28 protein-coding genes, 5 tRNA genes, 1 pseudogene and 1 riboswitch are annotated in these 24,303 nt (G+C 65.9%); of the genes and pseudogenes, 23 read left to right on the top strand and 11 right to left on the bottom strand.

The annotated features are described in order from the left end of the window. Window positions 1-53: 53 nt before the first annotated feature. From kdsB to AC07M7_RS00135, 8 genes are all read left to right on the top strand, one after another. Window positions 54-827 carry a 3-deoxy-manno-octulosonate cytidylyltransferase gene (gene kdsB / locus AC07M7_RS00170; RefSeq protein WP_136638764.1) on the top strand — a complete coding sequence of 258 codons (774 nt, stop codon included), beginning with the start codon at window positions 54-56 and terminating at the stop codon, window positions 825-827. After that, window positions 824-1,312 carry a low molecular weight protein-tyrosine-phosphatase gene (locus AC07M7_RS00165; RefSeq protein ID WP_136638763.1) on the top strand — a complete coding sequence of 163 codons (489 nt, stop codon included), beginning with the start codon at window positions 824-826 and terminating at the stop codon, window positions 1,310-1,312. Before kdsB ends, AC07M7_RS00165 begins: the two co-directional genes overlap by 4 nt. After that, on the top strand, window positions 1,309-2,721 hold the full coding sequence (locus tag AC07M7_RS00160; RefSeq protein WP_495206503.1) for a hypothetical protein: 1,413 nt from the start codon (window positions 1,309-1,311) through the stop codon (window positions 2,719-2,721). Before AC07M7_RS00165 ends, AC07M7_RS00160 begins: the two co-directional genes overlap by 4 nt. Then, the gene (gene uvrC / locus AC07M7_RS00155; RefSeq protein WP_046984501.1) at window positions 2,718-4,562 is read left to right on the top strand and encodes an excinuclease ABC subunit UvrC; all 1,845 of its coding nucleotides are present in this window, start codon (window positions 2,718-2,720) and stop codon (window positions 4,560-4,562) included. The genes AC07M7_RS00160 and uvrC overlap by 4 nt, the downstream gene beginning before the upstream one ends. Window positions 4,563-4,580: 18 nt before the next feature. Further along, entirely contained in the window at window positions 4,581-5,207 is a 627-nt protein-coding gene (gene pgsA, locus AC07M7_RS00150; protein ID WP_004152330.1) for a CDP-diacylglycerol--glycerol-3-phosphate 3-phosphatidyltransferase, read from the top strand. 155 nt (window positions 5,208-5,362) lie between these two features. Continuing rightward, window positions 5,363-5,438, top strand: a tRNA-Gly gene (locus AC07M7_RS00145). A gap of 136 nt (window positions 5,439-5,574) precedes the next feature. After that, window positions 5,575-6,681: an NAD(P)/FAD-dependent oxidoreductase gene (locus AC07M7_RS00140; RefSeq protein WP_495206502.1), complete on the top strand. Its 1,107-nt coding sequence runs from the start codon at window positions 5,575-5,577 to the stop codon at window positions 6,679-6,681. Window positions 6,682-6,797: 116 nt separating this feature from the next. Then, window positions 6,798-6,873: transfer RNA gene (locus AC07M7_RS00135), tRNA-Gly, on the top strand. Between the two features lie 67 nt (window positions 6,874-6,940). On the opposite strand, the gene AC07M7_RS00130 is transcribed toward AC07M7_RS00135, so the two are convergent. Continuing rightward, window positions 6,941-7,288, bottom strand: a complete 348-nt coding sequence (locus AC07M7_RS00130) for a hypothetical protein (protein WP_253078652.1) — start codon at window positions 7,286-7,288, stop codon at window positions 6,941-6,943. Between the two features lie 190 nt (window positions 7,289-7,478). Here AC07M7_RS00130 and AC07M7_RS00125 point away from each other — a divergent pair, with 190 nt between their 5' ends. The 4 genes from AC07M7_RS00125 to AC07M7_RS00110 are packed head-to-tail and all read left to right on the top strand — an operon-like array spanning window position 7,479 to window position 11,728. Further along, a complete protein-coding gene (locus AC07M7_RS00125; protein WP_495206501.1) occupies window positions 7,479-8,942 on the top strand; it encodes an efflux transporter outer membrane subunit in 1,464 nt (487 codons plus the stop codon). Beyond that, window positions 8,939-10,078 carry an ABC transporter permease gene (locus AC07M7_RS00120; protein ID WP_495206500.1) on the top strand — a complete coding sequence of 380 codons (1,140 nt, stop codon included), beginning with the start codon at window positions 8,939-8,941 and terminating at the stop codon, window positions 10,076-10,078. Before AC07M7_RS00125 ends, AC07M7_RS00120 begins: the two co-directional genes overlap by 4 nt. A gap of 10 nt (window positions 10,079-10,088) precedes the next feature. Then, a complete protein-coding gene (locus tag AC07M7_RS00115; RefSeq protein ID WP_046984909.1) occupies window positions 10,089-10,817 on the top strand; it encodes an ABC transporter ATP-binding protein in 729 nt (242 codons plus the stop codon). Continuing rightward, window positions 10,814-11,728 carry an HlyD family secretion protein gene (locus AC07M7_RS00110; protein ID WP_428709136.1) on the top strand — a complete coding sequence of 305 codons (915 nt, stop codon included), beginning with the start codon at window positions 10,814-10,816 and terminating at the stop codon, window positions 11,726-11,728. Before AC07M7_RS00115 ends, AC07M7_RS00110 begins: the two co-directional genes overlap by 4 nt. Before the next feature lie 9 nt (window positions 11,729-11,737). Here the strand turns inward: AC07M7_RS00110 and AC07M7_RS00105 are convergent, their stop codons facing one another. From AC07M7_RS00105 to AC07M7_RS00095, 3 genes are all read right to left on the bottom strand, one after another. Further along, window positions 11,738-12,178 (bottom strand): hypothetical protein, encoded by a 441-nt coding sequence (locus AC07M7_RS00105; protein WP_495206499.1) that lies wholly within the window; start codon window positions 12,176-12,178, stop codon window positions 11,738-11,740. A 107-nt stretch (window positions 12,179-12,285) separates the two neighbouring features. Then, on the bottom strand, window positions 12,286-12,729 hold the full coding sequence (locus AC07M7_RS00100) for a hypothetical protein (RefSeq protein WP_046984911.1): 444 nt from the start codon (window positions 12,727-12,729) through the stop codon (window positions 12,286-12,288). Continuing rightward, on the bottom strand, window positions 12,722-13,123 hold the full coding sequence (locus AC07M7_RS00095; protein WP_046984912.1) for a hypothetical protein: 402 nt from the start codon (window positions 13,121-13,123) through the stop codon (window positions 12,722-12,724). The genes AC07M7_RS00100 and AC07M7_RS00095 overlap by 8 nt, the downstream gene beginning before the upstream one ends. 128 nt (window positions 13,124-13,251) lie before the next feature. On the opposite strand from AC07M7_RS00095, the gene AC07M7_RS00090 reads away from it, so the two are divergent. The 3 genes from AC07M7_RS00090 (at window position 13,252) to AC07M7_RS00080 (ending at window position 13,685) form a co-directional block, all read left to right on the top strand. Further along, window positions 13,252-13,327: transfer RNA gene (locus AC07M7_RS00090), tRNA-Gly, on the top strand. A 142-nt stretch (window positions 13,328-13,469) separates the two neighbouring features. Further along, window positions 13,470-13,545 (top strand) — tRNA-Gly (locus tag AC07M7_RS00085). Window positions 13,546-13,611: 66 nt separating this feature from the next. Continuing rightward, a tRNA-Cys gene (locus AC07M7_RS00080) sits at window positions 13,612-13,685 on the top strand. Window positions 13,686-13,937: 252 nt separating this feature from the next. Here AC07M7_RS00080 and AC07M7_RS00075 read toward each other — a convergent pair. Further along, window positions 13,938-14,579 carry a flavin reductase family protein gene (locus AC07M7_RS00075; RefSeq protein WP_495206498.1) on the bottom strand — a complete coding sequence of 214 codons (642 nt, stop codon included), beginning with the start codon at window positions 14,577-14,579 and terminating at the stop codon, window positions 13,938-13,940. 105 nt (window positions 14,580-14,684) lie between these two features. Between AC07M7_RS00075 and AC07M7_RS00070 the strand changes: the two genes are divergently transcribed. Both AC07M7_RS00070 and AC07M7_RS00065 read left to right on the top strand, forming a co-directional pair. Next, window positions 14,685-15,389 carry an ArsR/SmtB family transcription factor gene (locus tag AC07M7_RS00070; RefSeq protein WP_136638757.1) on the top strand — a complete coding sequence of 235 codons (705 nt, stop codon included), beginning with the start codon at window positions 14,685-14,687 and terminating at the stop codon, window positions 15,387-15,389. 124 nt (window positions 15,390-15,513) lie between these two features. Beyond that, window positions 15,514-15,783 carry a hypothetical protein gene (locus AC07M7_RS00065; RefSeq protein ID WP_046984915.1) on the top strand — a complete coding sequence of 90 codons (270 nt, stop codon included), beginning with the start codon at window positions 15,514-15,516 and terminating at the stop codon, window positions 15,781-15,783. Window positions 15,784-16,007: 224 nt separating this feature from the next. On the opposite strand, the gene AC07M7_RS00060 is transcribed toward AC07M7_RS00065, so the two are convergent. After that, window positions 16,008-16,208, bottom strand: coding sequence for a hypothetical protein (locus AC07M7_RS00060; RefSeq protein WP_046984916.1), 201 nt, complete (start codon window positions 16,206-16,208; stop codon window positions 16,008-16,010). A 90-nt stretch (window positions 16,209-16,298) separates the two neighbouring features. Next, window positions 16,299-17,375: an alpha/beta hydrolase family protein gene (locus AC07M7_RS00055; RefSeq protein ID WP_495206497.1), complete on the bottom strand. Its 1,077-nt coding sequence runs from the start codon at window positions 17,373-17,375 to the stop codon at window positions 16,299-16,301. 95 nt (window positions 17,376-17,470) lie between these two features. Between AC07M7_RS00055 and AC07M7_RS00050 the strand changes: the two are divergent. Together AC07M7_RS00050 and AC07M7_RS00045 are read left to right on the top strand one after the other, a co-directional pair. After that, window positions 17,471-17,704, top strand: a pseudogene (locus AC07M7_RS00050) (P-loop nucleotide/nucleoside kinase family protein); the annotation flags it as partial. A 96-nt stretch (window positions 17,705-17,800) separates the two neighbouring features. Then, window positions 17,801-18,634 carry an AraC family transcriptional regulator gene (locus tag AC07M7_RS00045; protein ID WP_495206496.1) on the top strand — a complete coding sequence of 278 codons (834 nt, stop codon included), beginning with the start codon at window positions 17,801-17,803 and terminating at the stop codon, window positions 18,632-18,634. Between the two features lie 3 nt (window positions 18,635-18,637). Here AC07M7_RS00045 and crcB read toward each other — a convergent pair whose 3' ends face one another. Both crcB and AC07M7_RS00035 read right to left on the bottom strand, forming a co-directional pair. Next, window positions 18,638-19,030 (bottom strand): fluoride efflux transporter CrcB, encoded by a 393-nt coding sequence (crcB, locus tag AC07M7_RS00040; RefSeq protein WP_428709132.1) that lies wholly within the window; start codon window positions 19,028-19,030, stop codon window positions 18,638-18,640. 82 nt (window positions 19,031-19,112) lie between these two features. After that, a riboswitch (Fluoride riboswitch) is annotated at window positions 19,113-19,176 on the bottom strand. Window positions 19,177-19,198: 22 nt separating this feature from the next. Then, on the bottom strand, window positions 19,199-19,600 hold the full coding sequence (locus tag AC07M7_RS00035) for a helix-turn-helix domain-containing protein (protein ID WP_012510633.1): 402 nt from the start codon (window positions 19,598-19,600) through the stop codon (window positions 19,199-19,201). Between the two features lie 111 nt (window positions 19,601-19,711). On the opposite strand from AC07M7_RS00035, the gene AC07M7_RS00030 reads away from it, so the two are divergent. Together AC07M7_RS00030 and AC07M7_RS00025 are read left to right on the top strand one after the other, a co-directional pair. Beyond that, the gene (locus AC07M7_RS00030; RefSeq protein WP_046984920.1) at window positions 19,712-19,921 is read left to right on the top strand and encodes a helix-turn-helix domain-containing protein; all 210 of its coding nucleotides are present in this window, start codon (window positions 19,712-19,714) and stop codon (window positions 19,919-19,921) included. A 353-nt stretch (window positions 19,922-20,274) separates the two neighbouring features. After that, on the top strand, window positions 20,275-20,511 hold the full coding sequence (locus AC07M7_RS00025; RefSeq protein WP_012510634.1) for a hypothetical protein: 237 nt from the start codon (window positions 20,275-20,277) through the stop codon (window positions 20,509-20,511). Window position 20,512: 1 nt separating this feature from the next. Here the strand turns inward: AC07M7_RS00025 and AC07M7_RS00020 are convergent, their stop codons facing one another. Next, window positions 20,513-21,574 carry a 4Fe-4S dicluster domain-containing protein gene (locus tag AC07M7_RS00020; protein WP_495206495.1) on the bottom strand — a complete coding sequence of 354 codons (1,062 nt, stop codon included), beginning with the start codon at window positions 21,572-21,574 and terminating at the stop codon, window positions 20,513-20,515. After that, complete coding sequence (locus AC07M7_RS00015) at window positions 21,571-21,858, bottom strand: hypothetical protein (protein ID WP_046984922.1); 288 nt, start codon at window positions 21,856-21,858, stop codon at window positions 21,571-21,573. The genes AC07M7_RS00020 and AC07M7_RS00015 overlap by 4 nt, the downstream gene beginning before the upstream one ends. A 177-nt stretch (window positions 21,859-22,035) precedes the next feature. Between AC07M7_RS00015 and AC07M7_RS00010 the strand changes: the two genes are divergently transcribed. Then, window positions 22,036-22,476, top strand: a complete 441-nt coding sequence (locus tag AC07M7_RS00010; RefSeq protein ID WP_482998782.1) for a group III truncated hemoglobin — start codon at window positions 22,036-22,038, stop codon at window positions 22,474-22,476. A gap of 44 nt (window positions 22,477-22,520) precedes the next feature. Next, window positions 22,521-23,930, top strand: coding sequence for an oxygen-independent coproporphyrinogen III oxidase (gene hemN / locus AC07M7_RS00005; protein ID WP_495206494.1), 1,410 nt, complete (start codon window positions 22,521-22,523; stop codon window positions 23,928-23,930). Window positions 23,931-24,303 lie beyond the last annotated feature (373 nt).

Raw genomic sequence — 24,303 nt, 5'->3', positions numbered from 1 at the left:
CACGCGCCGCCGGCCGCATTCCCGTTGTAACGAGCCTGCCGAGTACCGCCCGCATGACCGAATTCGTCGTCGCCATTCCGGCCCGCTATGCCGCCTCGCGGCTGCCGGGCAAGCCGCTGCGCCTGCTGGGCGGTGAGCCGCTGGTGCTGCATGTGGCGCGCCGCGCGCTGCAGGCTGGTGCCGGCGAGGTCTGGGTCGCCACCGACGATCAACGCATCGCCGACGCACTGTCCGGCCTGGCCGAAGTGAAGGTGGCGATGACCGCCGCCTCGCATGCGTCCGGCACCGACCGCCTGGCCGAATGCGCGCGCATTGCCGGCTGGGCCGACGACACCGTTGTGGTCAATCTGCAGGGCGATGAGCCGTTCGCACCCGCGGCCGGCATCCGTGCGGTGGCCGAGGCACTGGTCGGTGGCAATGCGCCGATGTCGACCCTGGCGACCACTGTTGAAGACGCGCACACCCTGTTCGACCCCAATGTGGTCAAGCTGGTACGCAACGTGCGCAACGAGGCGATGTACTTCAGCCGCGCACCGATCGCCTGGCACCGCGATGGTTTCGCGCGCAGCCGGGACACGTTGCCGGAGGGCCATGCCTGGCTGCGCCACATCGGCATCTACGGCTACCGTGCCGGTTTCCTGCAGCAGTTCGCCGCGATGCCGCCGGGCCGGCTGGAGCAGGTCGAGTCACTGGAGCAGTTGCGCGTGCTGGAAGCTGGCTATCCGATCAGCGTGGCGATCTCCCCGGAACCGTTCCCGCCCGGCATCGACACCCCGGAAGACCTGGAGCGCGCCGAAGTGCTGCTGCAGGCAATGGCCGCACGATGAAGCTGCTGGTCGTCTGCCTCGGCAACATCTGCCGTTCGCCGATGGCCGAAGGTGCGCTGCGCGCACGCCTGGAGGCCTCGCCGCTGGCGGGGCGGGTGCAGGTTGATTCGGCGGGCACCGGCGACTGGCACGTGGGTGAGCCGCCCGACCGGCGCGCGATCGCCTGCGCGGCCGGGCACGGCGTGGGCATTGGCAGCCTGCGTGCGCGCCAGCTGCAGGCCGTGGATTTCGACCGCTTCGACTGGATTCTGTGCGCTGACGAAGCCAACCTGCGCGATGCAGGTCGCCTGGCCACACCCGCCCAGCGCGAACGCCTGGCGCTGTACCTGCCGTGGTCCGGCGGAGAGGGCCGGGTCGCGATCCCGGACCCCTACACCGGCGGCAACGATCACTTCGAACAGGTCTGGACACTGGTCGACGATGCTGCAAAACGTGCCGTGGCACGACTGTTGCATGACGCCGACTCCGGCATAATCGGGCCATGAACGTCCAGCCCGTCCCGGACCTGCCCGAGTTCGCCACCTGGCTCAATGCCACTCCCTGCACCCTGACCGAACTGCGTGGTCGGCCAGTGGCGCTGTTGTTCGTCAACGCCGCCTCCGCCTGGAGCGCGCAACGCCTGGCCGAGTTCGGTCAATGGCTGTCGCGCCACCCCGGCAAGCTGCAACCGCTGGTGCTGCAGGTGCCTCGCTTCGATTTCGAACGCGAGGCCGGTGCCGCACTGAAGCTGCTGCGCCGCCAGGGGCTGACGATGCCGGTGCTGCTTGATGCCGACTGGGATGGCTGGCGCCGCTTTGGTGTCACCGCCTGGCCGACCATGGTGCTGCTGGATGCGCAGGGGCGCGAACAACAACGGCTGGTCGGGCAGGGCGCGCCGGGTGAACTGGAGCGTGCCTTGAATGCACTGTGCGAGGGCGCGCCATCGGCGCCGCCGCGCGGTGGCAGCGAACTGCATCCGGAGCCGCGCCACGCGCTGCGCTTCCCGCTCGGCCTGGCGGTCAGCACCGAACGCCTGTACATCGCCGACAGCGGCCATCACCGCATCCTCGAATGCAGCCACGGTGGCCGCATCCTGCGCCAGTTCGGACTGGGCACCGCCGATTTCATGGACGGCAACCTTGCCGAAGCCGCGTTCCACCGCCCCCAGGCGCTGGTGCTGGAGCGCGATTCGCTGTACGTCGCCGACACCGGCAACCATGCCGTGCGCCGCATCAACCTGTTGACCGGGATCGTCGATACCCTGTGCGGCAACGGCCGTCCCGGTGCGCCGGTGGAAGGTCCGGTCGCACAGGCCAGGCAGGTGTCGCTGGATCATCCGGTCGGCCTGGCCATCGCCGACAACCAGCTGCACATCGCCATGGCCGGCGACAACCGCATCTGGAGCTACCACCTGGGCCAGCGCAGCCTGCAGTGGCGCGCCGGCAGCGGTTCCATCGACGAACGCGATGGTAGCGGTCACCTGGCTGCCTTTGCCCAGCCCACCGCACTGGCCGTGGTGCAGCAGGTGCTGTACGTGGCCGACGCGTTGGGTTCCTCGATCCGTGCGCTGCAGCTGCGTGGCGACCTGGTGCAGACGCTGGTCGGGCAGGGGCCCTGGCGCTTCGGCAATGAGGACGGCCCACGCACCCAGGCCAGCCTGCAGTTCCCGCAGGCGATGGCACTGAGCCCGGATGCGCCGCTGCTGTGGATCGCGGATACGGGCAACGGCCGCCTGCGCACCCTGCGCCTCGGCGGTGGTGAACTGACCACCCAGCCGCTGCCGCGCCGCCTGCATGGTCCGGCCGGTCTGGCAGCCGGTGCGGGCGCGGTGTGGATCGCCGAGACCGATGCCCACGTCGTGCTGCGTTTCGACCCCGACAGCGGCGTGCTCAGCGAAGTCCCGATCAGCGAATGACCGACGTATCCGCTCCGGTCTTCGACGGCAAGGCCTTCGCGGCCCAGCTCAGCACCGCCCCCGGCGTGTACCGCATGTACGCTGCCGACGACACCCTGTTGTACGTAGGCAAGGCGCGCGCGCTGCGCAACCGTGTCGGCAGCTACTTCAACGGCAGCCCGAAGAACGCGCGGATCATGTCGATGATCTCGCAGATCACGCGCATGGACGTGACCGTGACGCGCTCGGAAGCCGAGGCGTTGCTGCTGGAAAACCAGCTGATCAAATCGTTGTCGCCGCGCTACAACGTCTCGCTGCGCGACGACAAGACCTACCCGCATGTGCTGCTGACCCGCGAGGACTGGCCGCGCATCGCGCTGCATCGTGGGCCGCGTGCCATTCCCGGTCGCTACTTCGGGCCGTACCCCGGCGTTACCGCCGTGCGCGAAACGCTGAACCTGATGCACAAGCTGTTCAAGCTGCGCAGCTGCGAGGACAGCGTGTTCCGCAACCGCTCGCGGCCGTGCCTGCAGTACCAGATCGGTCGCTGCAGTGCGCCGTGCGTGGAGCTGGTGCCGGCGCCGGAGTACGCCGAATCGGTGCGCCGCGCCGCGCTGTTCCTGGAAGGCAAGAGCGACGAGCTTACCCGCGAACTGGGCGAACAGATGCAGGCCGCCAGCGAGGCGCTGGAGTTCGAGCAGGCCGCACGCCTGCGCGACCTGATTTCTTCACTGCGCAGCATGCAGACCCGCCAGTACGTGGATGGCCGCGCCGCCGACCTGGACGTGCTGGCCGTGGCCATGCAGGGCTCGCAGGCCTGCGTGCTGCTGCTGGCCTTCCGTGATGGTCGTAATCTCGGCACCCGCCCGTTCTTCCCGCGCACCAATGGCGAAGAAAGCCCGGAAGAAGTGCTGGCCGCCTTTGTCTCGCAGTACTACATCGAATTCGAACCGCCGCGCGAGATCCTGCTGGACCGCGAGATTCCCGACGCCGACCTGCTGGTCGCCGCGCTGTCGGCCTCGGCCGAGCGCAAGGTGCAGCTGAAGTGGAACGTGCGCGGCGAGCGCGCCGGCTACGTGGAGCTGGCCAGCCGCAACGCGCAGCTGACCCTGGCCACCGAACTCAACAGCCGCAATGCGCAGCACGCGCGCAGCGATGCCTTGCGCGACATGCTGGGTCTGGCAGAGCCGGTCAAGCGGGTCGAATGCTTCGACATCAGCCATACGCTGGGCGAGGCCACCGTGGCGTCGTGCGTGGTGTTCGACGCCGCCGGCCCGGTGCGTGCGCAGTACCGCCGCTTCAACATCAGCGGCATCGAGCCGGGCGACGATTACGCCGCCATGCGCCAGGCCATCGACCGCCGCTTCCGCCGTGCAGTGGAAGAGCAGGGCGTGCTGCCGGACGTGCTGCTGATCGACGGTGGTGCCGGGCAGCTGGCACAGGCCCAGGCCGCGCTGGCCGACCTCGGCGTGGAGGGCGTGCTGCTGGTGGGCGTGGCCAAGGGCGTGGAGCGCCGTGCCGGCCACGAAGCGCTGGTGATGCCCGATGGCCGCGAGCTGCGTCCTGGCGCGGCCAACCCGGCGCTGCAGTTCATCCAGCAGGTGCGCGACGAGGCCCACCGCTTCGCCATCACCGGCCACCGCGGCCGCCGCCAGAAGGCACGGATGACCAGCAAGCTGGAGGACATTCCCGGTATCGGCCCGCGCCGCCGTGCCAGCCTGCTCAAGCATTTCGGTGGTCTTGTAGGCCTGAAAGCCGCTGGTGAAGCGGAAATCGCCAAGGTGGAAGGCATCAATGACGCCCTCGCGGCACGTATCTACGCTAACCTGCACGGGTTGGCCACGCCTGATCCGGCCGAGTAGAGAGAGAAGCACGCAAGCATGAAGTTGACCCTGCCCACCTGGCTGACCTTGTTGCGGATCGTGATGATCCCGGTGCTGGTGCTGGTGTTCTACCTGCCCTACACCTGGACCAACTTCGCTTCGGCGGCGATCTTCGGCCTGGCCGCGATCACCGACTGGCTCGATGGCTGGATCGCACGCCGTTACCAGCTGGAGTCGGCCTTCGGCGCTTTCCTCGACCCGGTGGCGGACAAGCTGATGGTGGCAGTGGCGCTGTTCCTGATCGTGCAGGGCCATCCGACGCCGTGGATGGCGTTCTGGGCGGCGGTCATCGTCGGCCGCGAGATCGCGGTGTCGGCGCTGCGCGAGTGGATGGCCGAGCTGGGCCAGCGCGCCAAGGTGCGCGTGGCGATGATCGGCAAGGTCAAGACCACGGCGCAGATGGTTGCACTGCTGTGCCTGCTGTATTCGGTGGCGCCGAACGTGCCGGTGCAGGACATCTGGATGGGCTGGCCGGTGTTCCACATCGGCGACTGGACCCTGGCGATTGCCGCGGTGCTGACCCTGTGGTCGGGCCTGCAGTACCTGCATGCCGCCTGGCCGAGCCTGCGCGATGACGAGCGCGCTGCGCGCGAGCGGGCGCGGCAGAAGAAGCTGGGCAACTGAGCCCCGGGGTCGGATCCCTTTCCGCAGGAAAGGGCACTGACCCCATCGATGCGCCTATCCACGCATGGCGTGGATACGCAATGTCAGGCGCATCGCAGATCTCCGAAAAAAGCGCTTGACGCCATTCTTGGAATAGGTAGAATTTCGCCTCCCAAGCGGGAATAGCTCAGTTGGTAGAGCGCAACCTTGCCAAGGTTGAGGTCGCGAGTTCGAGTCTCGTTTCCCGCTCCAGATTCAGGAAAACGCTCCCGAAAGGGGGCGTTTTTTGTTTGCGTCCAACGCGCTTCATCCCCACTTCACCGCCACCCCATCGCCGCACCACGCGAAGGTTCGATGCTGCGTCCTTCTTTCCCAGGGTGACGCCGCGATGCCTCATCAATCCTCCGCCTACGACCACGATGTGATCATTGTCGGCGCCAGTTTCGCCGGTGCCGCCTGTGCGTTGGCCGCCGCCCAGTACGGCTTGCGCGTCTGCGTGCTCGAACGCAAAGCCGATCCCGGCGAGCGCCTGCACACCACCGGCATCGTGGTGAAGGAAGCGATGGAGCAGACCTGGCTGGGGCGCATGCCCGAACACCTGGTGCAACGCGTCGCGAATGTGCGCCTGTATGCGCCGAACCTGCGCAGCGTGCTGCTGGCCGCACCGGGCTACTACTTCCTCACCACCGATACGCCGAGCCTGATGCGCTGGCTGGCCAGCGAACTGACGGCCAATGGTGTCGACCTGCGCCTGCAGCACTCCTTCACCGACGCCCATCGCAGCGGTGATGGCTGGCAGGTGGAAGGGGCAGGGCGATGCGCCTATCTGGTCGGCGCCGATGGTGCGCGTTCGCGCGTGGCCCAGCGCACCGGCCTCGGCCACGTGCGCGACAATCTCCATGGCGTCGAACGTGAGTTCGCCGGCCTGCAGCTACCGCAGGGCGATGCACTGCATTGCTTCGTCAGCAAGCGCTTTGCACCGGGCTACATCGGCTGGGTCGCACAGAACCCGACCGGGCTGCAGGTCGGCCTGGCGCTGCGCCATGACCCGAATCAGGTGCGGCCGCCTGATATCGATGGCTTCCTTGAGCATGTGCGCGATGTGGTCGGCATTCCGCCTTCCGCGCGTCCGTCGGCCACCCGCGCCGGGCTGGTGCCGTGTGGTCGGCCGGATGCTCCGATCATCGGCCCTCGCCTGATCCTGACCGGCGACGCCGCAGGCATCGTCTCGCCGTTGTCCGCCGGCGGCATCCACTCATCGTGGCGGCATGGCTGGGCGGTCGGCGAGGCGATTGCCCGCCATCTGCGTGGCCAAGGGCCGGAAGCGGAACGGGTGGCCCAGCAGGTGGCGCCGGTATTCCATGGCAAGCGCCTGCTGCGCTGGGGGATGGACCACCTGCAGGCCGATTGGCCGCTCAATGCCTTGCTGCACACGGCCGCCACGCGGCGCATCGCCGAGCAGATCTACTTCCATCGCCGCGGCCTGCGCACGTGAAGGGAGCAGGCGGGGACTCCTGAACGCTGCCCCTCACGTCACGTGAAAATTCCTGTTGACGCCGTGCAGCAATCCCGACACAATAGCGCTCCTTCGACGCAGGTCGAACGGAATCTGCGGGAATAGCTCAGTTGGTAGAGCGCAACCTTGCCAAGGTTGAGGTCGCGAGTTCGAGTCTCGTTTCCCGCTCCAGATTCAAGAAGAACGCTCCCGCAAGGGGGCGTTTTTCGTTTGTCACACCGGTTGCACCACTGCCGCGCTAGCGTGCCTTGCCGGGCAGGGCGCTGCACCAGGTCAGGGCATCCTGCCGGTCGAAACCAGGGCAGCGGTTGTCCTGCGGGATGTAGACGTAGGGAACATCGTCTTCGTAGGTGAAGTGGTAGTAGTAGGTCCGGTCCTTTCCGTACAACCAGTAGTTCGACGATCCCTGGTTGATGGCATATGGCTCGAACGTGAAGATCGAAGATTCACCGGGGATGAAGTTGCTGCGCTCCATCAGTAGCAGCATGGCGTTCGAGATCAGTGGGGTGGTCAGGACGAGCACGATCACGCCGACAGTCACTGTCGTGATCGAGCCAATCAGTAGCCAGCGGCGGGGGCGTTTCACGGGCAGGCAGCACCGAAGCAAGGCAGTGCCGCAATGTGCAATACGTCGTGAAAGCCGTCCAGTGTTCCGTGTCGAGAACGCGCTGAAAGCGTGGTGAAAGGCTGGGGCAGCATTGCCTGAACCGCACGCGTGCTGTGACCTTTTTCGGACCAATTCTCCATGTTCGCTCCACAATCGCACGGTAGCCTTCATGCTCCTTCTACACGTTGGCGGGCTGGTGGTCAGGCGTATCACTCCAGTGGCAGTGCCCAGGACCGGGCGCGGATTCTCCCTGCATGCGGTGCTGCGCCCCGGCGCGCTTCTGGCCAGCCTGGCCCTGGCCGGCTGCATGTCGGTGCCGGTTCCGGACCTGCCTGACCGCACGCCCAGCACCTGGACCCAGGTGCCACAGAGCCAGGGTGTGGCCGTCGACGCCAAGCAGTGGTGGAAAGCGCTGTCCGACCCGGCGCTGGACGGGCTGGTCGATCAGGCCATCGCCGGCAACCTCGATCTGCAGCAGGCCACGCTGCGCCTGCAGGCCGTTCGGATCGTCGCCGGCACTTCGGATTCGCGCTTCCTGCCGGAAATCTCAGCCAGCGCCAAGCAGGTGCAGGATGCCGCCGCAGTCGACACCTATTTCCATGCCGGCATCGAAGCCATATGGGACCTGGGCCTGTTCGGCGCCGCCGAAAGTGCGCAGCTGAGCGCGCAGGCCTCGGCTGGCAATGCCGAGGCGCTGCGTAGCGCCGCGCAGGTGGCGGTGATCGCCGACGTGGTGCGCAACTATCTCGACCTGGCCGTGGCACACGCCCAGCAGGACCTGCTGGCCCGGCAGCAGGCTGTGGATGATCGCGGCGAACAGTTGGCCCTGGTGCGCCAGCGCCTGCGCCTGGATGAGCCGGGCGAACTTGATCGTCTGCGTGCACGCCAGGCGGCGACCCGGGCAGCTACGGCGCAGGCCCGCGAGAATGCGCACAACGCTGCCCGTGCGCTGGCCCTGCTGCTGGGCCGCGACGGCCCGGATCCGACCTGGCAGGCCTATCGCACGCCGCCAAAGCTGGGTACGTTCTCGCTGCAGCAGGTGCCGGCGGATCTGCTGCGTCATCGCCCGCAAATTCTGCTGGCCGAATCGGAGGTGATGCAGGCGGCGGCGAGCAAGGGCTCCGCACGCGCTGCGATGTATCCGCGGGTCAGCCTCGGCGGCTCGATCCTGTACGCCTACAACCTCACCCAGAACGCCCGCTCCAACTCCGACTCCAGTCCCTCGATCGGCCCGTACATCGATATCCCGCTGTGGGATTGGGGCCAGCGCCGCGCGCGCTTCAATGCCGATGAAAAGCAGCTGGATGCCGCGCTGCTCGGTTACCGCAAAGCGGTACTGGAAGGCGTGAGTGAGGTGGAAGGCGCGCTCGGCAGCCTTGCACGCCAGGACAGCAGCATCCAGTCGCTGCGTGCGGCCAATGATGCCGCCGGCCAGCAGGTCAAGCGCCAGGCGCGGCAGGTGCAGCTGGGCCTGTCCAGCGAGTTCGATGGGCTGGACACTCAGCGTGCCGCACTGGCCTCGCAGGCCGATCTGATCGGTGCGCAGGGCGCGCGCGTGCTCGCGTTTGCTTCGCTGTACCGCGCGCTTGGTGGTGCACCGCTGCCGGCTGAGGGTGAGGGCGAACAGCAATGATCGCGCTGGCCCGAAAGACCCTGGCCTATGAGTGGCGCCGGTTCCTGCCGGTAGTGCTGGCAATGTGTTTCGCCGGGGTGCTGCTGATCGTGCAGGCGGCGCTGGTACTGGGCATCTTCGGTACCGCCGCGATCTACGTGAAGGCATCCTCCGCCGATATCTGGGCCGGCTTTCCTGGCACCCAGAGCGTGAACTACGGCCATGCAATCAGCGCTGATGTCGAAAGTCACGTGCGCATGGACCCGGATGTCACCCGCGTCGAACCCTACGAATGGGTCGATGGCGAATGGCGTTCCAGCGCGCAGGGTACCGGCAACGTGTCGGTGTACCTGTCGGGTATCTCCACGCAGGACGATGCGATGATGTTCGCGCGCATCCTGCCCGCCGACCTGCGCGCGCAGCTGCGTGAGCCGGGTGCGGTGATCGTCGACAGTGCCGATCTGGATACGCTGGGCGTGGACCTGCAGAACAACCGTGCCTGGATCAACGGCAAGGCGGTGCGCGTGGTTGCCGCACAAGCGGGCCTGCGTGGCCTTGGTGGCGTCAACGTACTGGCTTCGCTGGATACCGCGCGCGCCATCGCCGGTACCGATCCGCATGAGGGCAGCACCTATTTCGTTGCGGGCCTGCGCTCGCCGGACCTGGCCAACGGCGTGCGTGATCGTCTGGCCGCGTCGATGGGGCAGGCAACGCCGGTCGAGTTCTGGACCGCACCGGAGTTCGCCAGCCGCTCGCAGCAATACTGGCTGTTCGATACCGGTGCGGGCATCGCGGTGTTGTTCATGGCGGTCATCGTCTGCTTTGTCGGTGCGGTGATCACCAACCAGTCGTTTGCTTCGGTGGTGGCCGGTTCGGTACGCGAGTACGCCACGCTCAATGCCCTCGGTGCCGGTCGCTATGCGCTGGCGCGGGTGGTGTTCGAGCAGGCACTGTTGATCGGCGGCGTGGGCATGTTGTTGGCGGCGGCCTTCAGTACCGCGGTGTTGCTGATCGCGCAGACCCAGCGCGTACCGGTGCAGCTGACGCCGATGGTCATCATCGGATGCGTAGCACTGGTGGCGGTGATGGCCATGCTGTCGAGCATCATGGCGGTGCGCAGTGTCGTCCGCTCCGATCCATCGTTGCTGCTGCGTTGAGGGCCGGCCGATGACTTCTACACGCGCCGTCGCCCCGACCCTGCAGGCCGATGCATTGGAAAAGGGTTTCATGTCCGGGGATGTGCAGGTGCCGGTGCTGCGCGGCCTCTCGCTGGACATCTACCCCGGTGAGCTGACCCTCGTGTCCGGTCCGTCTGGTTGCGGCAAGAGCACGCTGCTGTCGTTGCTGTCTGGGTTGTCTGCGCCCGATGGCGGCCGCGTGCATGCACTCGGCCAGGACGTGGGCCACATGACGCGCAGTGAAGTGGAGCGATTCCGCCTGCACCATGTCGGCTTCGTGTTCCAGGGTTTCAATCTGTTTCCGGCGCTGACCGCACTGGAACAGGTGCAGCTGCCGCTGGGCTATCGAGGCATGAGCAATCGCGAAAGCGAACCGCTGGCGCGCAAGGCACTGGAAGAGGTGGGCCTCAGCCACCGCAGCCACATGCGTCCGGCGCAGCTGTCCGGCGGCGAGAAGCAGCGTGTGGCCGTCGCCCGCGCCTTCGCCAAGTCGCCGACGCTGATCTTCGCCGACGAACCCACCAGCGCGCTGGACGCCGAGAACGGCCAGCGCGTGATCGACATCCTGCATCGCTACGCACGTGCGCACGGCGCCACCGTGCTGTGCGTGAGCCACGATCCGCGCCTGATCCGGCATGCCGATCGGGTGATCGCCATGGAAGACGGCATGGTCCGTGACGATCGCCGCCAGAACGAAACTGTAGAGTCCGCCCCATGATCAAGACGCCGTACCTGCTCCCCCTCAGCCTGGCCCTGTCCGCAGCATTGCTGCTCGGCGCCTGTTCCAAGGAGGCGCCTGCCCCAGCATCCGCCGGCAAAGCCAGCACTGCTGCTGCCGGCAAGGTCGCGGTTGCGCGCGGCATCATCGACGTCGAAGGCGGTTTGATCGCGCTGGCACCGCCGGTGGATGGCTCGATCACTGCCGCGCCGGTGAAGGAGGGCGCCATGGTGAAGAAGGGACAGCTGCTGCTGTCGCTGGATGGCGCGCTGCTGCAGCAGGAAGTAGCGATGGCCACAGCTGATCTCGCCTTGGCCAATGACCGTCTGAAGGGCAGCCAGGCGCAGCTGCGCGAACTGGAGCGCAATGCGACTCGCCTGTCCACCGGCGCCAGCGAAGGCGTGTCGTCCAACCAGCAGGCCGATGCAGCCAGGCAGCAACTGGTCGGTGTGCGCGCCGATGTCGACGTGGCCGGTGCGCAAGTTGACATGGCCCAGCACAAGCTGGAGCACGCGAAACTGAAACTGCAGCAGATGTCGCTGAGCGCACCGGAGGCTGGCACCGTGGTCGGCCAGGTGCCGGGACTCGGTGCATTCGTGCAGGGTGGCAAGCCGGCGATCTCGCTGCTGCCGGCACGCCCGCTGCAGGTGCGTGCCGAACTCAGTGCGGCCTACGCCGATGCCGTGCAGGTGGGGATGCATGCCATCGTTGTGCCGGACAGTGATGGCGCAGAGAACACCGGCTCACTGCCACCCGCACGCGTGGTGCGCATCAGTCCGGTGTTCGCGCAGGCGCGTCTGCCGGAAGACGCCGGGCGTGGCGTGGCCAAGGTAGTGGAGTGCGTGCTGGAGTTTGATGGCAACGCCAAGGCGCGCTTCGGCCAGCATGTGCGGGTGGAGTTCCGGAAGTAGGCGCGGGCCTTAGTTCCCGAGCCAGCGTCGCAGGCGAGGCCAGAGTGAGGCCGGCACAACCACGAGCAGTGCCAGCAGCAGGATGGCGCTCATGCCGAGCAGCCAGTTCGAATGGACGTCGCGCACGGGGGATTTATGCATGGCAGCCAAGCCCCATAGGACGTTCCACCCCAGCCATGGAATGAGGCTGATCAGGATCCGCAGCCACAGGCGGCGGAACCGCCATGGCTGCACAACCAGGCCCAGCACTGTCATTTCCACGAGGATGATCAGCGCGAACGTGATGACCGAGCCGATGGGATAGGGCAGCGTCCCGGACTCGATGTGACGCAGTTTCCAGTAGTCTGGCTTGAAGCCGGCATGGATGAGTGCAGCAACCAGCAGTAGCCAGATGAGTGATACGAACGGCCAGATGGCAGGGGCGGCACGGAATGCGATGGACAGGGACACGATTCAGGCGCTCGTCGCTGGCGGATCCTCAACCTTCCTGCATCGGCCTGCCGCAATCCATGCAAGAGATCCGAAAATGAAGCGGTGAAGGCCTCGGATCCAGCGCCTTAAGGAACCGCAGTCGGGGTCTTCTTCCTGCCGGAAATGCGTCCCAGGACGCTGACCAGCGACACCACGCACAGCGCCAGCAGCAGCCCCACGTCCAGCAGCAGCAACCACAGCAGGTGCATGCCCTGCACCGGTGGTTGGTGCATCGCCGACAGCAGCCATGGTACCGACCAGGCCAGCAGCAGCACGAAGGCGATCAGCAGGCGCAACCACAGCCGCCCCAGTTTCCAGGGCTGCACGATCAGTGCGGCAACCACCAGCTCGACGGTGCTCAGCAGCGCGAACACGATCACGGTGCTGGTCGGGTAGGGCAGTGTGCCGCCTTCCAAGTGGCGCAGCAGCCAGTAGTCCGGCGTGAAGCCAGCATTGACCAGTGCGGCGATCAGCGCAAGCCAGGTCATGGCGACCAGTAGCCAGAACAGGCGGATGTAGCGCTCAGGCATGGGGGGCGTCCGGTGCGGGAAGTGCTGTGCCGCGCGCTGCAAAGTGCAGGGTGGCGAAGATCGCGGCCAGTGCCAGCAGGCCAGGTCCAACGGTGAAGTACACCAGGCGCAGCGGATGGTGGTGCATCAGCGTCCAGGTCGCGAACGCCAAGGGAATCGCCAGCACCAGCAGCTTGGCGAAGAGCGGCCGCAGTACCGCGGTCAGCGGCTGGGCGCCGAGGAACATATAGAACAGATAGAACTGGGCGATGCCAAGACCGATGTCGCGGTGGGAGGTGAAGCCGAAATGGTCGCGATACCAGTTCATTCCCAGGGGAATCAGAGCCCAGTACAGCAGCGCTACCAGCAGATGCAGCGCCAGGGCGATCAACAGAGGCTTGCCGCGAAGGAACATGGGCGAACGGGGCTGGGCGGGGCAGCGTACTCCAGTGCGGACGCCTGTGACCGCAGGGTGTGAATACTGTTGACGGCGTGAAGGAATTTGGACACAATAGCGCTCCTTCGACGCAGGTCGGAGAATCTGCGGGAATAGCTCAGTTGGTAGAGCGCAACCTTGCCAAGGTTGAGGTCGCGAGTTCGAGTCTCGTTTCCCGCTCCAGATTCTACAGGGCCCCGTCAGGGGCCTTGTTTTTCTCCCGCCACGGCAAGGCGGGGCCCGTTGGGCCACAAGGCTTTGCGCGCAGTCAGAAATGTGAAATCGCTGGTGTGTGTTCCGGGTTTCCGGTACCATAGCGGCTTACGCGGGAATAGCTCAGTTGGTAGAGCGCAACCTTGCCAAGGTTGAGGTCGCGAGTTCGAGTCTCGTTTCCCGCTCCATGTTCGGACAGGCCCCATCACGGGGTTTTGTCATGTCAGGGCTCAGTTCCTGACGCGCAGTACGTTGGCCTCATGGCAGAGTGGCTATGCACCGGATTGCAAATCCGTTTACAGCGGTTCGATTCCGCTTGAGGCCTCCATATTGAAAAGCCCTGACTCCGGTCAGGGCTTTTTCTTTGGCGGACGGATTGCCCGTGAATGTTCAAGGTTGATCACAGCTACCGCCGGGCCAACGCCTGAATCGTGGCCTGCGTCAGCGGCTGCGGCAAGGCATCCAGCGCGAACGCCCAGCTCAAGTGCCGGCTCGAATCGTCGCAGCATGGTTGCCGCATTGGGGGCGAGGCCATGGATCACGCGCGTGTTCGACCTACAGGGTGAAACCGTCCTGGTCGCTAGGCGGTATCGCGCATCGGCGTCTCCGCGCGGAAGTTGCGCCCGATCACTTCGCTCACGCCCAGGTAGTGACGGAAGAGATAGATCAACGGCTTCCAGCGCGCCACGTCGATGTGCTGGGTGCCGGCCACGGTGATGTCCTCGTGGGCATGCACGCAGCGGATACGACCTTCGACGATCACAAAGCCCTGGCCATCGTCCCCGCCAGGCGGGTGCATTGCCATTACGCTGACTTCTACCTGCAATGGGCACTCGGCAATCGCCATCGGCGCGACCTGCGTCGATGCGACTTCACTGAACCTGCCCAAGGCGAACTTGTCGCGCACGTGCACGTAGCCCATCGCCTGCTTGGCGGCCGGCACCGGGTCACAGCCGGTCGCCCTTGCAATGGCCTCGACCTGCGCGGCCTGCGCGGACGAAGGAAAATTCAGCACGCACTCGTTGCGCAGCTGCAGATTGCGGTAGCCCTGGCCCTGCACGCCGAGGCCCAGCACCACGCGATTGCCCAGTGCCCAGAACGAAGAAAGCGGGCTGATGTTGCTGCTGCCGTCGTCGTTCAGCGTGGTCATCAACAGCACCGGTGTGCCTGGATACAGGACCGAAGGGGTGATGCAGCGACGATGGATCGAAGCATTCTTCACGACAGGTCTCACGGTGTTGGGGCGGCAACTTTGACGTGGCAGTGGCCGCCGACGCTTCGGCCTGCATCGAACTATCGGTATACGGGGGCGTGCCACAATGCGGCCATGGTCCACACCTCCGGTTCCCTTGTCAGCGTTGGTGCCCTGGTCGGTGACCAAGCGCGCGCCGCCATGCTGCTGCAATTGATGGATGGGCGTGCCTACACCGCGATGGAACTGGCGCGCGTGGCAGGGGTGACGCCGCAGACGGCAAGCTCGCACCTGCGCAGGCTGGTCGAGGGCGACCTTCTCGTTGCCGTCGCGCAAGGGCGCCATCGCTACCATCGGCTGGCCTCAAGCGAGGTGGCCGACATGCTCGAAGGCATCCTGCGCGTGGCCGATCGTACGCCCTCGTGCACGGCTGCAGCATCGCGCACCCTGCCGGCGCTGCGCCAGGCACGTTCCTGCTATCGACACCTGGCCGGCGTGCACGCGGTGGCCATCACCGAGCATCTGCTGAGGGCGGGTCATGTGCTGCCGGGTGAGGGGCATTGGCGGGTGAGTGAGCACGGCGCTGACTTCCTGCGAGGACTGGGCCAGCCACTGGCCGATGTACTTCGGCAGCCGGTCACGGCCAAGCCCGCGCGCTACTGCCGGGGGTGCCTGGACTGCACCGAGCGGCGTCCACATCTGGCGGGCCTGGTCGGCGAGGCGATGCTGGACAGCTTCGTGAGCAACGACTGGCTCCGACGCGTCGAGGGCCGGCGCGAACTACGCCTGACTCCGCCGGGGCGCGAGGCATTGTGGCGACTGTTCACCCTGGCGACCTGAGCCGCGGGGTCAGTCTCAGCCACCTGCGACATGGAAAGGCGTTATGGTCGAGTTCCACGTCTTAGGGAGCTGCAATGGCGAGCAAGGACACCTCGGATCGCTTCGGGCACGGAGCGAATCGGAAATGAGCAAAATCATGGCAGATGTGCGCTGGTTGACCTTCCGTTTGAAGAACGGGCAATCCATCGGGCCGGATCGGCTGAAAGACGGATGGGTGATTGCCTCGGAAACCGCCCGCTGCGAGGTCCGCCGCGAGCATATCGAAGGATCGGGCCTGGTCTATGCCCTGTACGCCCCGGCAAACCTGGCCTCACCGCGGCGCGCGGAGATGCGCATGCGCGAGTTCCTGATGACTTCCGGTTACACCTTCACCATGGGAACGCTGGGCGGTTGACGACGCCCCGATCGGGCCGCGCGCATCATGCAGCGCCGTGCGGGTCAGACCCAGGCCCTTGTGGTCGAAGGACATCGAGGTGTCGAAGCCCAGCCACTCGCCTTCGTGCATGCCGGACAGGTGCGCGGTCAGTCGAGATTGGGAAACCCACCAGTTCCTGCAACGTAAGTGATCGGTATCGCTGTGGGCTGAGCCGGCTCCCGCAGGAGCCGGCTGGACGCCAATCAGGGAGACGGGCAGTCCATTTCACGGCACATCCTGTACTCGGCCAGGCACTGCTCCGCGGTCTTGCCCAACGGTCCGTGCGAAGTGCGCAGGCACTGCTCGTACTTCAGCGTGCAGAACTCGCAGGTTCCGGCGGCGAAGGCCAGGCCGGTCACGGCCATGCCAAGGAGCATCACGGTCTTCAAGGTCGTCTTGATCATCACGTCAGTCCTTTGTCTGCCCTTCAATGGGCCGGGCTACCATAGCAGCCCGACCGGCACGGTCCTGATGCGCTGCGGCATGCGCCGGCCTCAGCGCTGCACCGCCCTCAATGCTTCGACCACCTGCGCTTCAGAGAAGCCACAATGCCCTTCGCCCACGGCCGGCAGCACCTGCGGCAGCGGATGGGCACCAGCCTGTGCGGCCAGTTGCGGATACACCGCCTGCATGTGCGGCACGATGGTCGGGTCGTTGTGGTTGAACTGGATCACCAGCGGTCGCTTCAACGCACCGGTCAGTGCAGGATTTCCGCGCGCATGGGCCTGTGCGGAAGGCACGGCATCGATGCGCTGCACGCCGGCATTGAATGCGGCGTCATCACCAAAGCCGCTGTAGACAATGCCGGCATTGCCGGTCGGCATTCCGCCGCTGCGGGTGGCCAGCTCATGCAGGACCAGTGCGTGCAGGCTGATCGTGCCGGCCAGGTCTTCAGTGGAGACCTGCAGCCGCCGCGCCAGCAAGGCCGCATGTGACGGTGCGCGCTGCAGCGCGTTGGCGATACCCTGGTACAACTCGCCCTGCGGCAGGGTGGCGGTTTCGCGCGATACAAGGCCGGTCCTTGGCAGGCCCTCGGCCTTTGGGAAGAAATAGTCGAACGCGACCAGTGTGGTCAGCAGGTCGGCCGCGATCCGTTCACCACTGAGATTGGCGCCGCACAACGAGACCCCACCCGCGTAATGCTGCGGGAAGCGCTCGAGGCTGCCGATCGTCACGGCGCCACCCATCGAGAATCCCAGCATCCATGTCTGGCGCACGTGCCCGAGTTCAGCCAGCACGTGCTGGCGCAGCCGTTCCATATCGCTGATCGCATCGGACACCGCCCAGCCCTGGCTGGCATAGGCACTCTGTGCGACGGCGTAGCCAGCGGCCAGCAATGGTGCGGTGCTGTCATTGGCGGTCATCGGCGTAGTGCGTGGCATGCCTGCCGGCTCATAGCCGTGGGCCAGCATCACCAGGTCGCCATTCCAGTTCGCTGGCACATCCAGCCGCCACGGTGCCCTCTGCAGCTCTCCGCTCAGGGTGCGCGGTGCAGTGGGTAGTGCGGCCAGCAATGGTGTCGAAGACAGCAGCAGGCCGAGGGCGAGGGTGCATCGAAGCAAGGGACGCATCACGGTCATTCCATCCGGGAATCGCGCCGAGCATAGAACCCGGCGAAATCCTGCGCGCGCTGCACTGCCGCAGGGGATTGCCTGGCAGCCGTGAACCCGGCACCCGTGCACGGGGCCGCGAACTGTTCGCGTCGGCCGGCGTTGCCCATCAGCTCCATTTTCTCGATGTTCCCGACCCCATCTGCAAGGCGCGGCTGCGTGCCCGCAACGCACGCGGTGAGCACCCGTTCCAGGCCAGCGATGAAGCGTTCGAGCAGATCACCCGCCACTTCGTTGCGCCTGCGGCGGCGGAGGGCTTCGTGGCGATCCGCAATTTGCAGGATGGGTGAGAGTCCGGGGCGGACAGCGTTCAATCGTCCATCACAGTGGCGATTCCGATACGATCTGACGTATTGAACCATTTCCGCTTGATCCGGAGTCTCGTTATGGTCGACCGTCTCGCCATTCTGCTTGAGCGCTTTTCGGTCACCGCCTCGGTGTTCCATGCGGGTGCGCTGTGCGGTATCAACACCCTGGAGAGTGAAGATGAGGCCGGCCAGCTGCACCTGGTGCGGCGCGGGCCGGTGCAGGTCAGGCACGGCCAGCATGCCGTGCAGGTCGAGGTGCCCAGCCTGTTGTTGTATCCGCGACCGATGCCGCACCGCTTCAGCACCGACCCGCAGCTCGGCGCCGACATGGCCTGCGCCAACCTGTATTTCGAAGGGGGCCGGCTCAATCCGATCAGCGCGGCACTGCCGGATTTCATCTGCCTGCCGCTGGCGGATCTGTATGGCGGCCACGCGGCGCTGGAACTGCTGTTCGAAGAGGCCTTCGAGCAGCGTTGTGGCCGTGCGGCCATGGTCAACCGCTTGTTCGAGGTGGTGATGATCCAGGTGCTGCGCCAGCTGATGGAAGGTGGCGAGATGCGCGGTGGCCTGTTTGCCGGGCTCGGTCATCCGCGACTGCGGCTGGCGCTGGTGGCCATGCACGAATCACCGGCACAGGCGTGGACGCTGGAAGATCTGGCCGATGTCGCCGGCATGTCGCGCAGTGTGTTCGCGGCCAGCTTCCGCGAGGCCATGGGAACCACTCCGGGCCAGTACCTGCAGGGCTGGCGGGTGGGCCTGGCGCAGCAGGCACTACGCCAGGGTAGGCCGCTGAAGCGGATTGCCGACGACGTGGGCTATGGCAGCGAAGCGGCGTTGTCGCGCGCCTTCAAGGCGCACACCGGGCAGTCGCCACGGCAGTGGCGCGGGCAGGCCCGTGCCACTGCGGCCTGAGCCTCAGCCCAGCACCAGCCGGGCCAGCTTCATCCCGCCGAACAGGCCGGCCAGGCCCAGTGCCACCGAGCCGCCGGCATACAACGCCGCCAGTCCGTGCTGGCCGCGCTGCAGCAGCAGGCCGATTTCCAGCGCGTAGGTGGAAAACGTGGTGTAGCCGCCGAGGATGCCGGTGGCCAGCAGGAGGCGAAGCTGCGGCGAGGCGCCATTGCGCATCGCGAAGACCTCGACGACCACGCCCATCAGCAGTGCGCCGCTGATGTTGATGAGGAAGGTCGACCACGGCCAGGGGCTGCCGACCGCCGCCCGCGCGCCGATCAGGTTGCAGGCATGCCGCAGGCAGGCGCCGAGACCGCCGCCAATGAAGACCAGGAAGTAATTGTTCAGAGCTTGCATGGCGTGCCTCGCGTGCGGATTCGCTGGTTCGACGGCGAACGGCGAGGGCAGGCACGACCTGCCGTCGACGAACGCCGGGTTCGTCCTGGCAGGAGCCATCAGCCTTCTCAGGCGGTTATCGGGGGAGCCCCATTCCCATCGCCGCCCATGCTACCAGCGGCGGTGCGCTCACGTCATCGAGGTCATCAGCACGCGGGCGACCTTGCTGCGGCTGAAGCCGTCCATCAACAGCTCGAACGCGAGCAGGTCCAGCGCCGCGTGACGGCGGTGATCGATCTCCAGCCCGTTCTCGGCAACCAGGTGACTGACCAGTTCGTAGGCGTCCTGCCAGACGTCCAGGTGGGCCTGGCTGGGGATGTAGGCATTGCCGGGCTCACCGACGCCGAGCCCGCTGATGCCGTACAGCAGTTCACGCGCGTCCAGCTTGGCCGCATCGGCGATGCGGAACAGCTGTTCGGCCTTCACATGCGAGGGGCTGACATGGTCGTTGAGCCAGTTGCTGATGGTTGCCGTCGTCGAGTGCGCGGCGCGGGCCAGGTCGGCCGGGCGTGGATGCCCGGCTTTCTTCATGGCGGTGGCGAGTCGTTGGCCGAGAGTATTCATCTATGCAAGCCAGCTTAACGCGTGGAATGCGAAGAATCCTTGCCGCAAGAATAAGGCTGGTTAACAGAAGGGCCGGCCATGACCGAATTCTGGAGCAAGAGACAGGTGCGTAACCGGTTGGGCTTCCGGACCGATGCCGAACTGGCGCGCTTCTTCGGCATAAGCCGATCCGCAGTGTCGCAATGGCCCAGGGACTTTCCAATTCCGGCGTTGAGGCAATACATCCTGCACCAGCGCTATCCGAATCTGTTCCCCGTAACTGAGGCGGCGGAAGGTAAATCCATCTGATCTGCGCCGCATTCTGTCGCATCTAGCACTCTAAGCACTTTTTGTTAAGTATGCTTAGCAACATAGGCAAATTCGATCAATTCGGGATTGCCGATCAGTGACGTCTACTGGCGGGCGGGGCGGTCAAGACAGGTCGCGTGTCGGCTTCGGACCATCCGGCGACCCCGTGGGCCCGTATGCAGTTTCGTGAACGATTAATAATTTCGATCACGAATGTCGCTGCATGTAATTGACCTGTCGTGAAATCTATGACTAATTGGCATCAACTGGGTGTGAAGCCCGGGAGTCTTTCAGTAGCACGCAAGTGAGTCGGTAGACCGTCAACAATGCAGAACAAGTCCAACGGAGGTCGTATGGAATACGGCATGCATGGCTTGGCTGAACGGGTACGCCGCGAACTGGAAGCCAGCTATCACAAACACGGATGCGGTCCGGCGTTCTGGGATACCTACCAGCAGGTGCTGGACCGCCTGGTCCCGCAGGGGACCGAGCGTACCGAAGTCACCAATGAAATGGCGCTGATCATCGAGCAGCTGGGCATCGTCCGACGTGCACAGCTGGTCCCGCCTAACGCCAGCGGGCCGCGTTGATTCAGAGCAGGCGCCAAGCGCCGCAGGCAAGCAGCGCCAGCAGCATTGAAATCAGGCCCAGGGTCCGCGGTCGCCACCAGCGCCGCGGTTGCCCGACCATCGCCTGTGGACTGCAGTAACGCACCAGCCCCGGACCGAAGCCGGCCTGGTGCTGTTGCTGTGCGCAGGCTTCCAGGCAGGCGCCGCAGGCCAGGCAATCGGCCTGCGGCCCGTGGCGCGGCCCGTGGCGTATGTCCAGTTGCATCGGACAGGCGCTGACACAGGCAGCGCAGTTGGTGCAGTCGCCCAGGCGGTCGGCACTGAAGACGGGCATGGGCCCGGCCAGCAACGGATGCGCAGCACGGAACACGTAGTCCTGCGCAGTTGTTGGATCGAGCAGGCCACGACCGCGGCCGAGAACGCCGCCCAGGCCGGATGGACGCGGCCCGCGTGGTTCACCCCGACGCGCGTCGTACAGCATGCGCGGCGTGTGTGGATCGGTCAGCAGCGGCTGCATGCGTGCGAACGGGCACAGCGAGCGGCAGACCTGCTCGCGCAGGAAGCCGGCATTGCCCCAGGTAGCGGCCGCATAGAACAGCACCCAAAAGGTTTCCCAACGGCTCCAGTCGGCGTGGGGCGCAGCGGCCACCAGTTCGGCCATGGGGCTGAACAGGCCGACGAAGGTGATCCCGGTCCATAGCGACAACAGTCCCCAGGCCGCCTGCGTGGCGGGTCGCGCCATTGATGCCGGCAGCGCGCGGGCCACGGCGCGTGCGATCCAGTCGAAGGCGCGGCGCCACAGCGTCTGCGGACAGGCGTGGCCGCACCAGATGCGCCCGGCGAGATGGGTGAGCAGCGCAAAGCCCACCGCCAGCGCCGCCAATAGTCCGATCAATACGCCGGCGTCGCCAGGCCACAGCGTCCAGCCGAACAGGTCGAAGCGTCGAGTGTTGATGTCCAGCAGCAGGGCTTGGCGACCGTCCCAGCGCAGCCACGGCAGCGCATAGAACAGCACCAGCAGGGCGGCGCTGAGCGGGCCGCGCCAGTGCCACGGTCTGGGGGTTGTGGTGCAGGTCGTGCTCATCCCAGCGGCAGCTCGTCGTCGTCGTCGCTCGGCATCGGTCGTTGCAGGTACCAGGTGACTGCACTGGACAGTGCCGTCACCGCCCAGAACATGAAGAAGCCAGCGCTATAGCCCAGCTCGCGGCTGATCGCAGTGTCCGGAAAGCTGATCGCCTGCAGGCGCAATGGATCGACGAAGGCGAAGAACACCACGCTGGCCACGCCGGCGGCAATGAAGCTGGGCCAGAGGATGGCGCCCCAATGCTGGATCAGCCGCTGGCGGCGGCTGGGAGAAGGTCTGTTCATGCTGTCCCGGTTCGAAAAGTGGGCGGCGCGTATACTCCGCCGGCTGGCGCAGCATCCGCAGGGCATGCTTCCTGCAAGCGTGCCAGCCTAGGTGCAGCGGACTGCGCCGACATTGATCTGGATCAACGGTGGTGATGGCCGGCTGCGGCACACTGCCGGCAAGCTTTGGGTGCCCCGATGACCGCAATACCTCCGCCAGTCCTTCCCGTCGCCTCGCCGGAGCTGTGTACCGAGCAGGAAGTGACCCGCCTGGTCCACGACTTCTATGCCCGCGTGCGCGAGGAAGAACGGCTGGGGCCGGTGTTCGGCGCGCACGTCCACGATTGGTCGGAGCATCTTGCGCAGCTGGTCGACTTCTGGTCGGCGATGCTGCGCGGCACGCGCCGCTTCAAAGGCTCGCCGATGTCCAAGCACATGGCCATTGAACTGGACAAGGATCTGTTCGACCGCTGGCTGGTGCTGTTCCGGATCACCACTGCCGAATGCAACAACCCGCCGATGCAGGAACTGGCCAACGATGTGGCCGCACGCATCGGTGACACTTTCTGGAAGCGCTACCAGATGCTGCGCTGGCCTCAGGTCGGCCTGCCGGTGCTGGGGATCCCCGCCAAGGATTGATCTGGGTCAAGGCGGCGCAGGCCGCCCGGCGCGATGCTGGCGCCATGGACACGTTCTCTCCCGCCGCTGGCGGCCTGGCCTGGAACTTCGACCCCGACCTGCTGCGTCGGCACGACCGTCCGGGGCCGCGCTACACCTCGTATCCGACCGCGCCGCATTTCCATGATGGCTTCGACGCGCCGGCGTTGCGCCAGGCAATTGCCGACAGCAACCAACTGGCCCGCGCGCTGTCGCTGTACGTGCACGTGCCGTTCTGTTCCAGCCCTTGCTTCTACTGCGGCTGCAACCGGGTGATCAGCCGCGATCGCGGCCGTGGCCACAGCTACGTCTCGCGCGTGCTGGCCGAGGCCGACCTGCTGGCGCCGCAGTTCGAGGATGGTCGCGAAGTCATCCAGCTGCACCTGGGCGGCGGCACGCCGAATTTCCTCGATGCCGAGGCGATGACCACACTGATTGAAGGGTTGCGCCGACGTTTCGACTTCAGCGATTCATCACACCGCGATTTCTCCATCGAACTCGATCCGCGCTTCATCGATACCCGAGACGTAGCGATGCTGGCCCGGCTGGGGTTCAACCGCGCAAGCCTGGGCGTGCAGGATTTCGACCCGCAGGTGCAGGAATCGATCAACCGCGTGCAGGGCGTGCAGCAGACGCTGGACATCCTGCGCGCCTGCCGCGACAGCGGCATGCGCTCGGTCAACGTCGACCTGATCTATGGCCTGCCGGGGCAGAGTCTGGAGGGCTTCGGGCGCACACTGGAACTGGTGCTGGCGCTGCGCCCGGACCGCTTGGCGGTCTACGGATATGCGCACCTGCCGCATCTTTTCCGCGCGCAGAAGCAGATCGACGAAAGCCGGTTGCCGTCGCCGGAAGACAAGCTGGCGCTGCTGGGGCTGGCGGTGGAGAGGCTGTCGGCCGCCGGTTACCAGTACATCGGCATGGATCACTTCGCGTTGCCGGAAGAGGACCTGTCGCGTGCGCAGCGTGCCGGCCAGCTGCATCGCAACTTCATGGGCTACACCACCCACGCCGATACCGATCTGCTCGGCCTGGGCGTGAGTGCGATCAGCCACATCGGCGCGACCTACAGCCAGAATCCGCGTGACCTGCCGTCCTGGGAGGATGCGGTGGACCACGGCCAACTGCCAGTCTGGCGTGGCGTGGCACTGAGTACCGACGACCAGCTGCGCGCGGAACTGATCCAGCAGCTGATGTGCCAGGGCGAGGTGGATGGTGCCGTGCTGGGCCAGCGCCATGGTGTCGACTTCGAGCAGTACTTCGCCGAAGACCTGCGTTCGGTGCAACGTCTGCAGGACGACGGTCTGGCCGAATACCGTGAGGGTGTGGTGCGCGCCAGTGAACCGGGACGACCGCTGCTGCGGCTGCTGGCGATGTGCTTCGATCCGTACCTGCGTGCGGCGCATGAGCAGCCGCGTTATTCGCGGGCGATCTGACGGCTCGCTGCGCTGTGCGCGTGTGGTGCCCGGAGCCGGAATCAGAACCCCTTGTGCTGCAAGGGGTTCGGGGGATTCTGGGGAAAATCTGGGCAGGCCTGCAGTTTCAGGGGCCAACGTGCCGGGAACGACGGTCTAGCGGCCGCTCCTCCTCTCGTCATCGGCCCAACGCAGGACCTCCGATCGCTTCCACTTCTTCTCGTTTCCGATCTGAAGCGGGGCAGGGAAGCTGGGACGGCACGCTAGCCTTTCGAGGAAGCCGCGCCGGTTGGGTCTCCCCTCCGGCGTTGTGAGACGGGTTCACCCCCGTTTTCACGGACACTTACAAGAAGGCCGATTCAGGCCATGAGGAGTGTTCATGTCAAAGCGTAGG

The sequence above is a fragment of the Stenotrophomonas sp. GW821-FHT09E08 genome (assembly GCF_059416125.1).
This window is presented reverse-complemented; position numbering and strand designations above follow the sequence as displayed.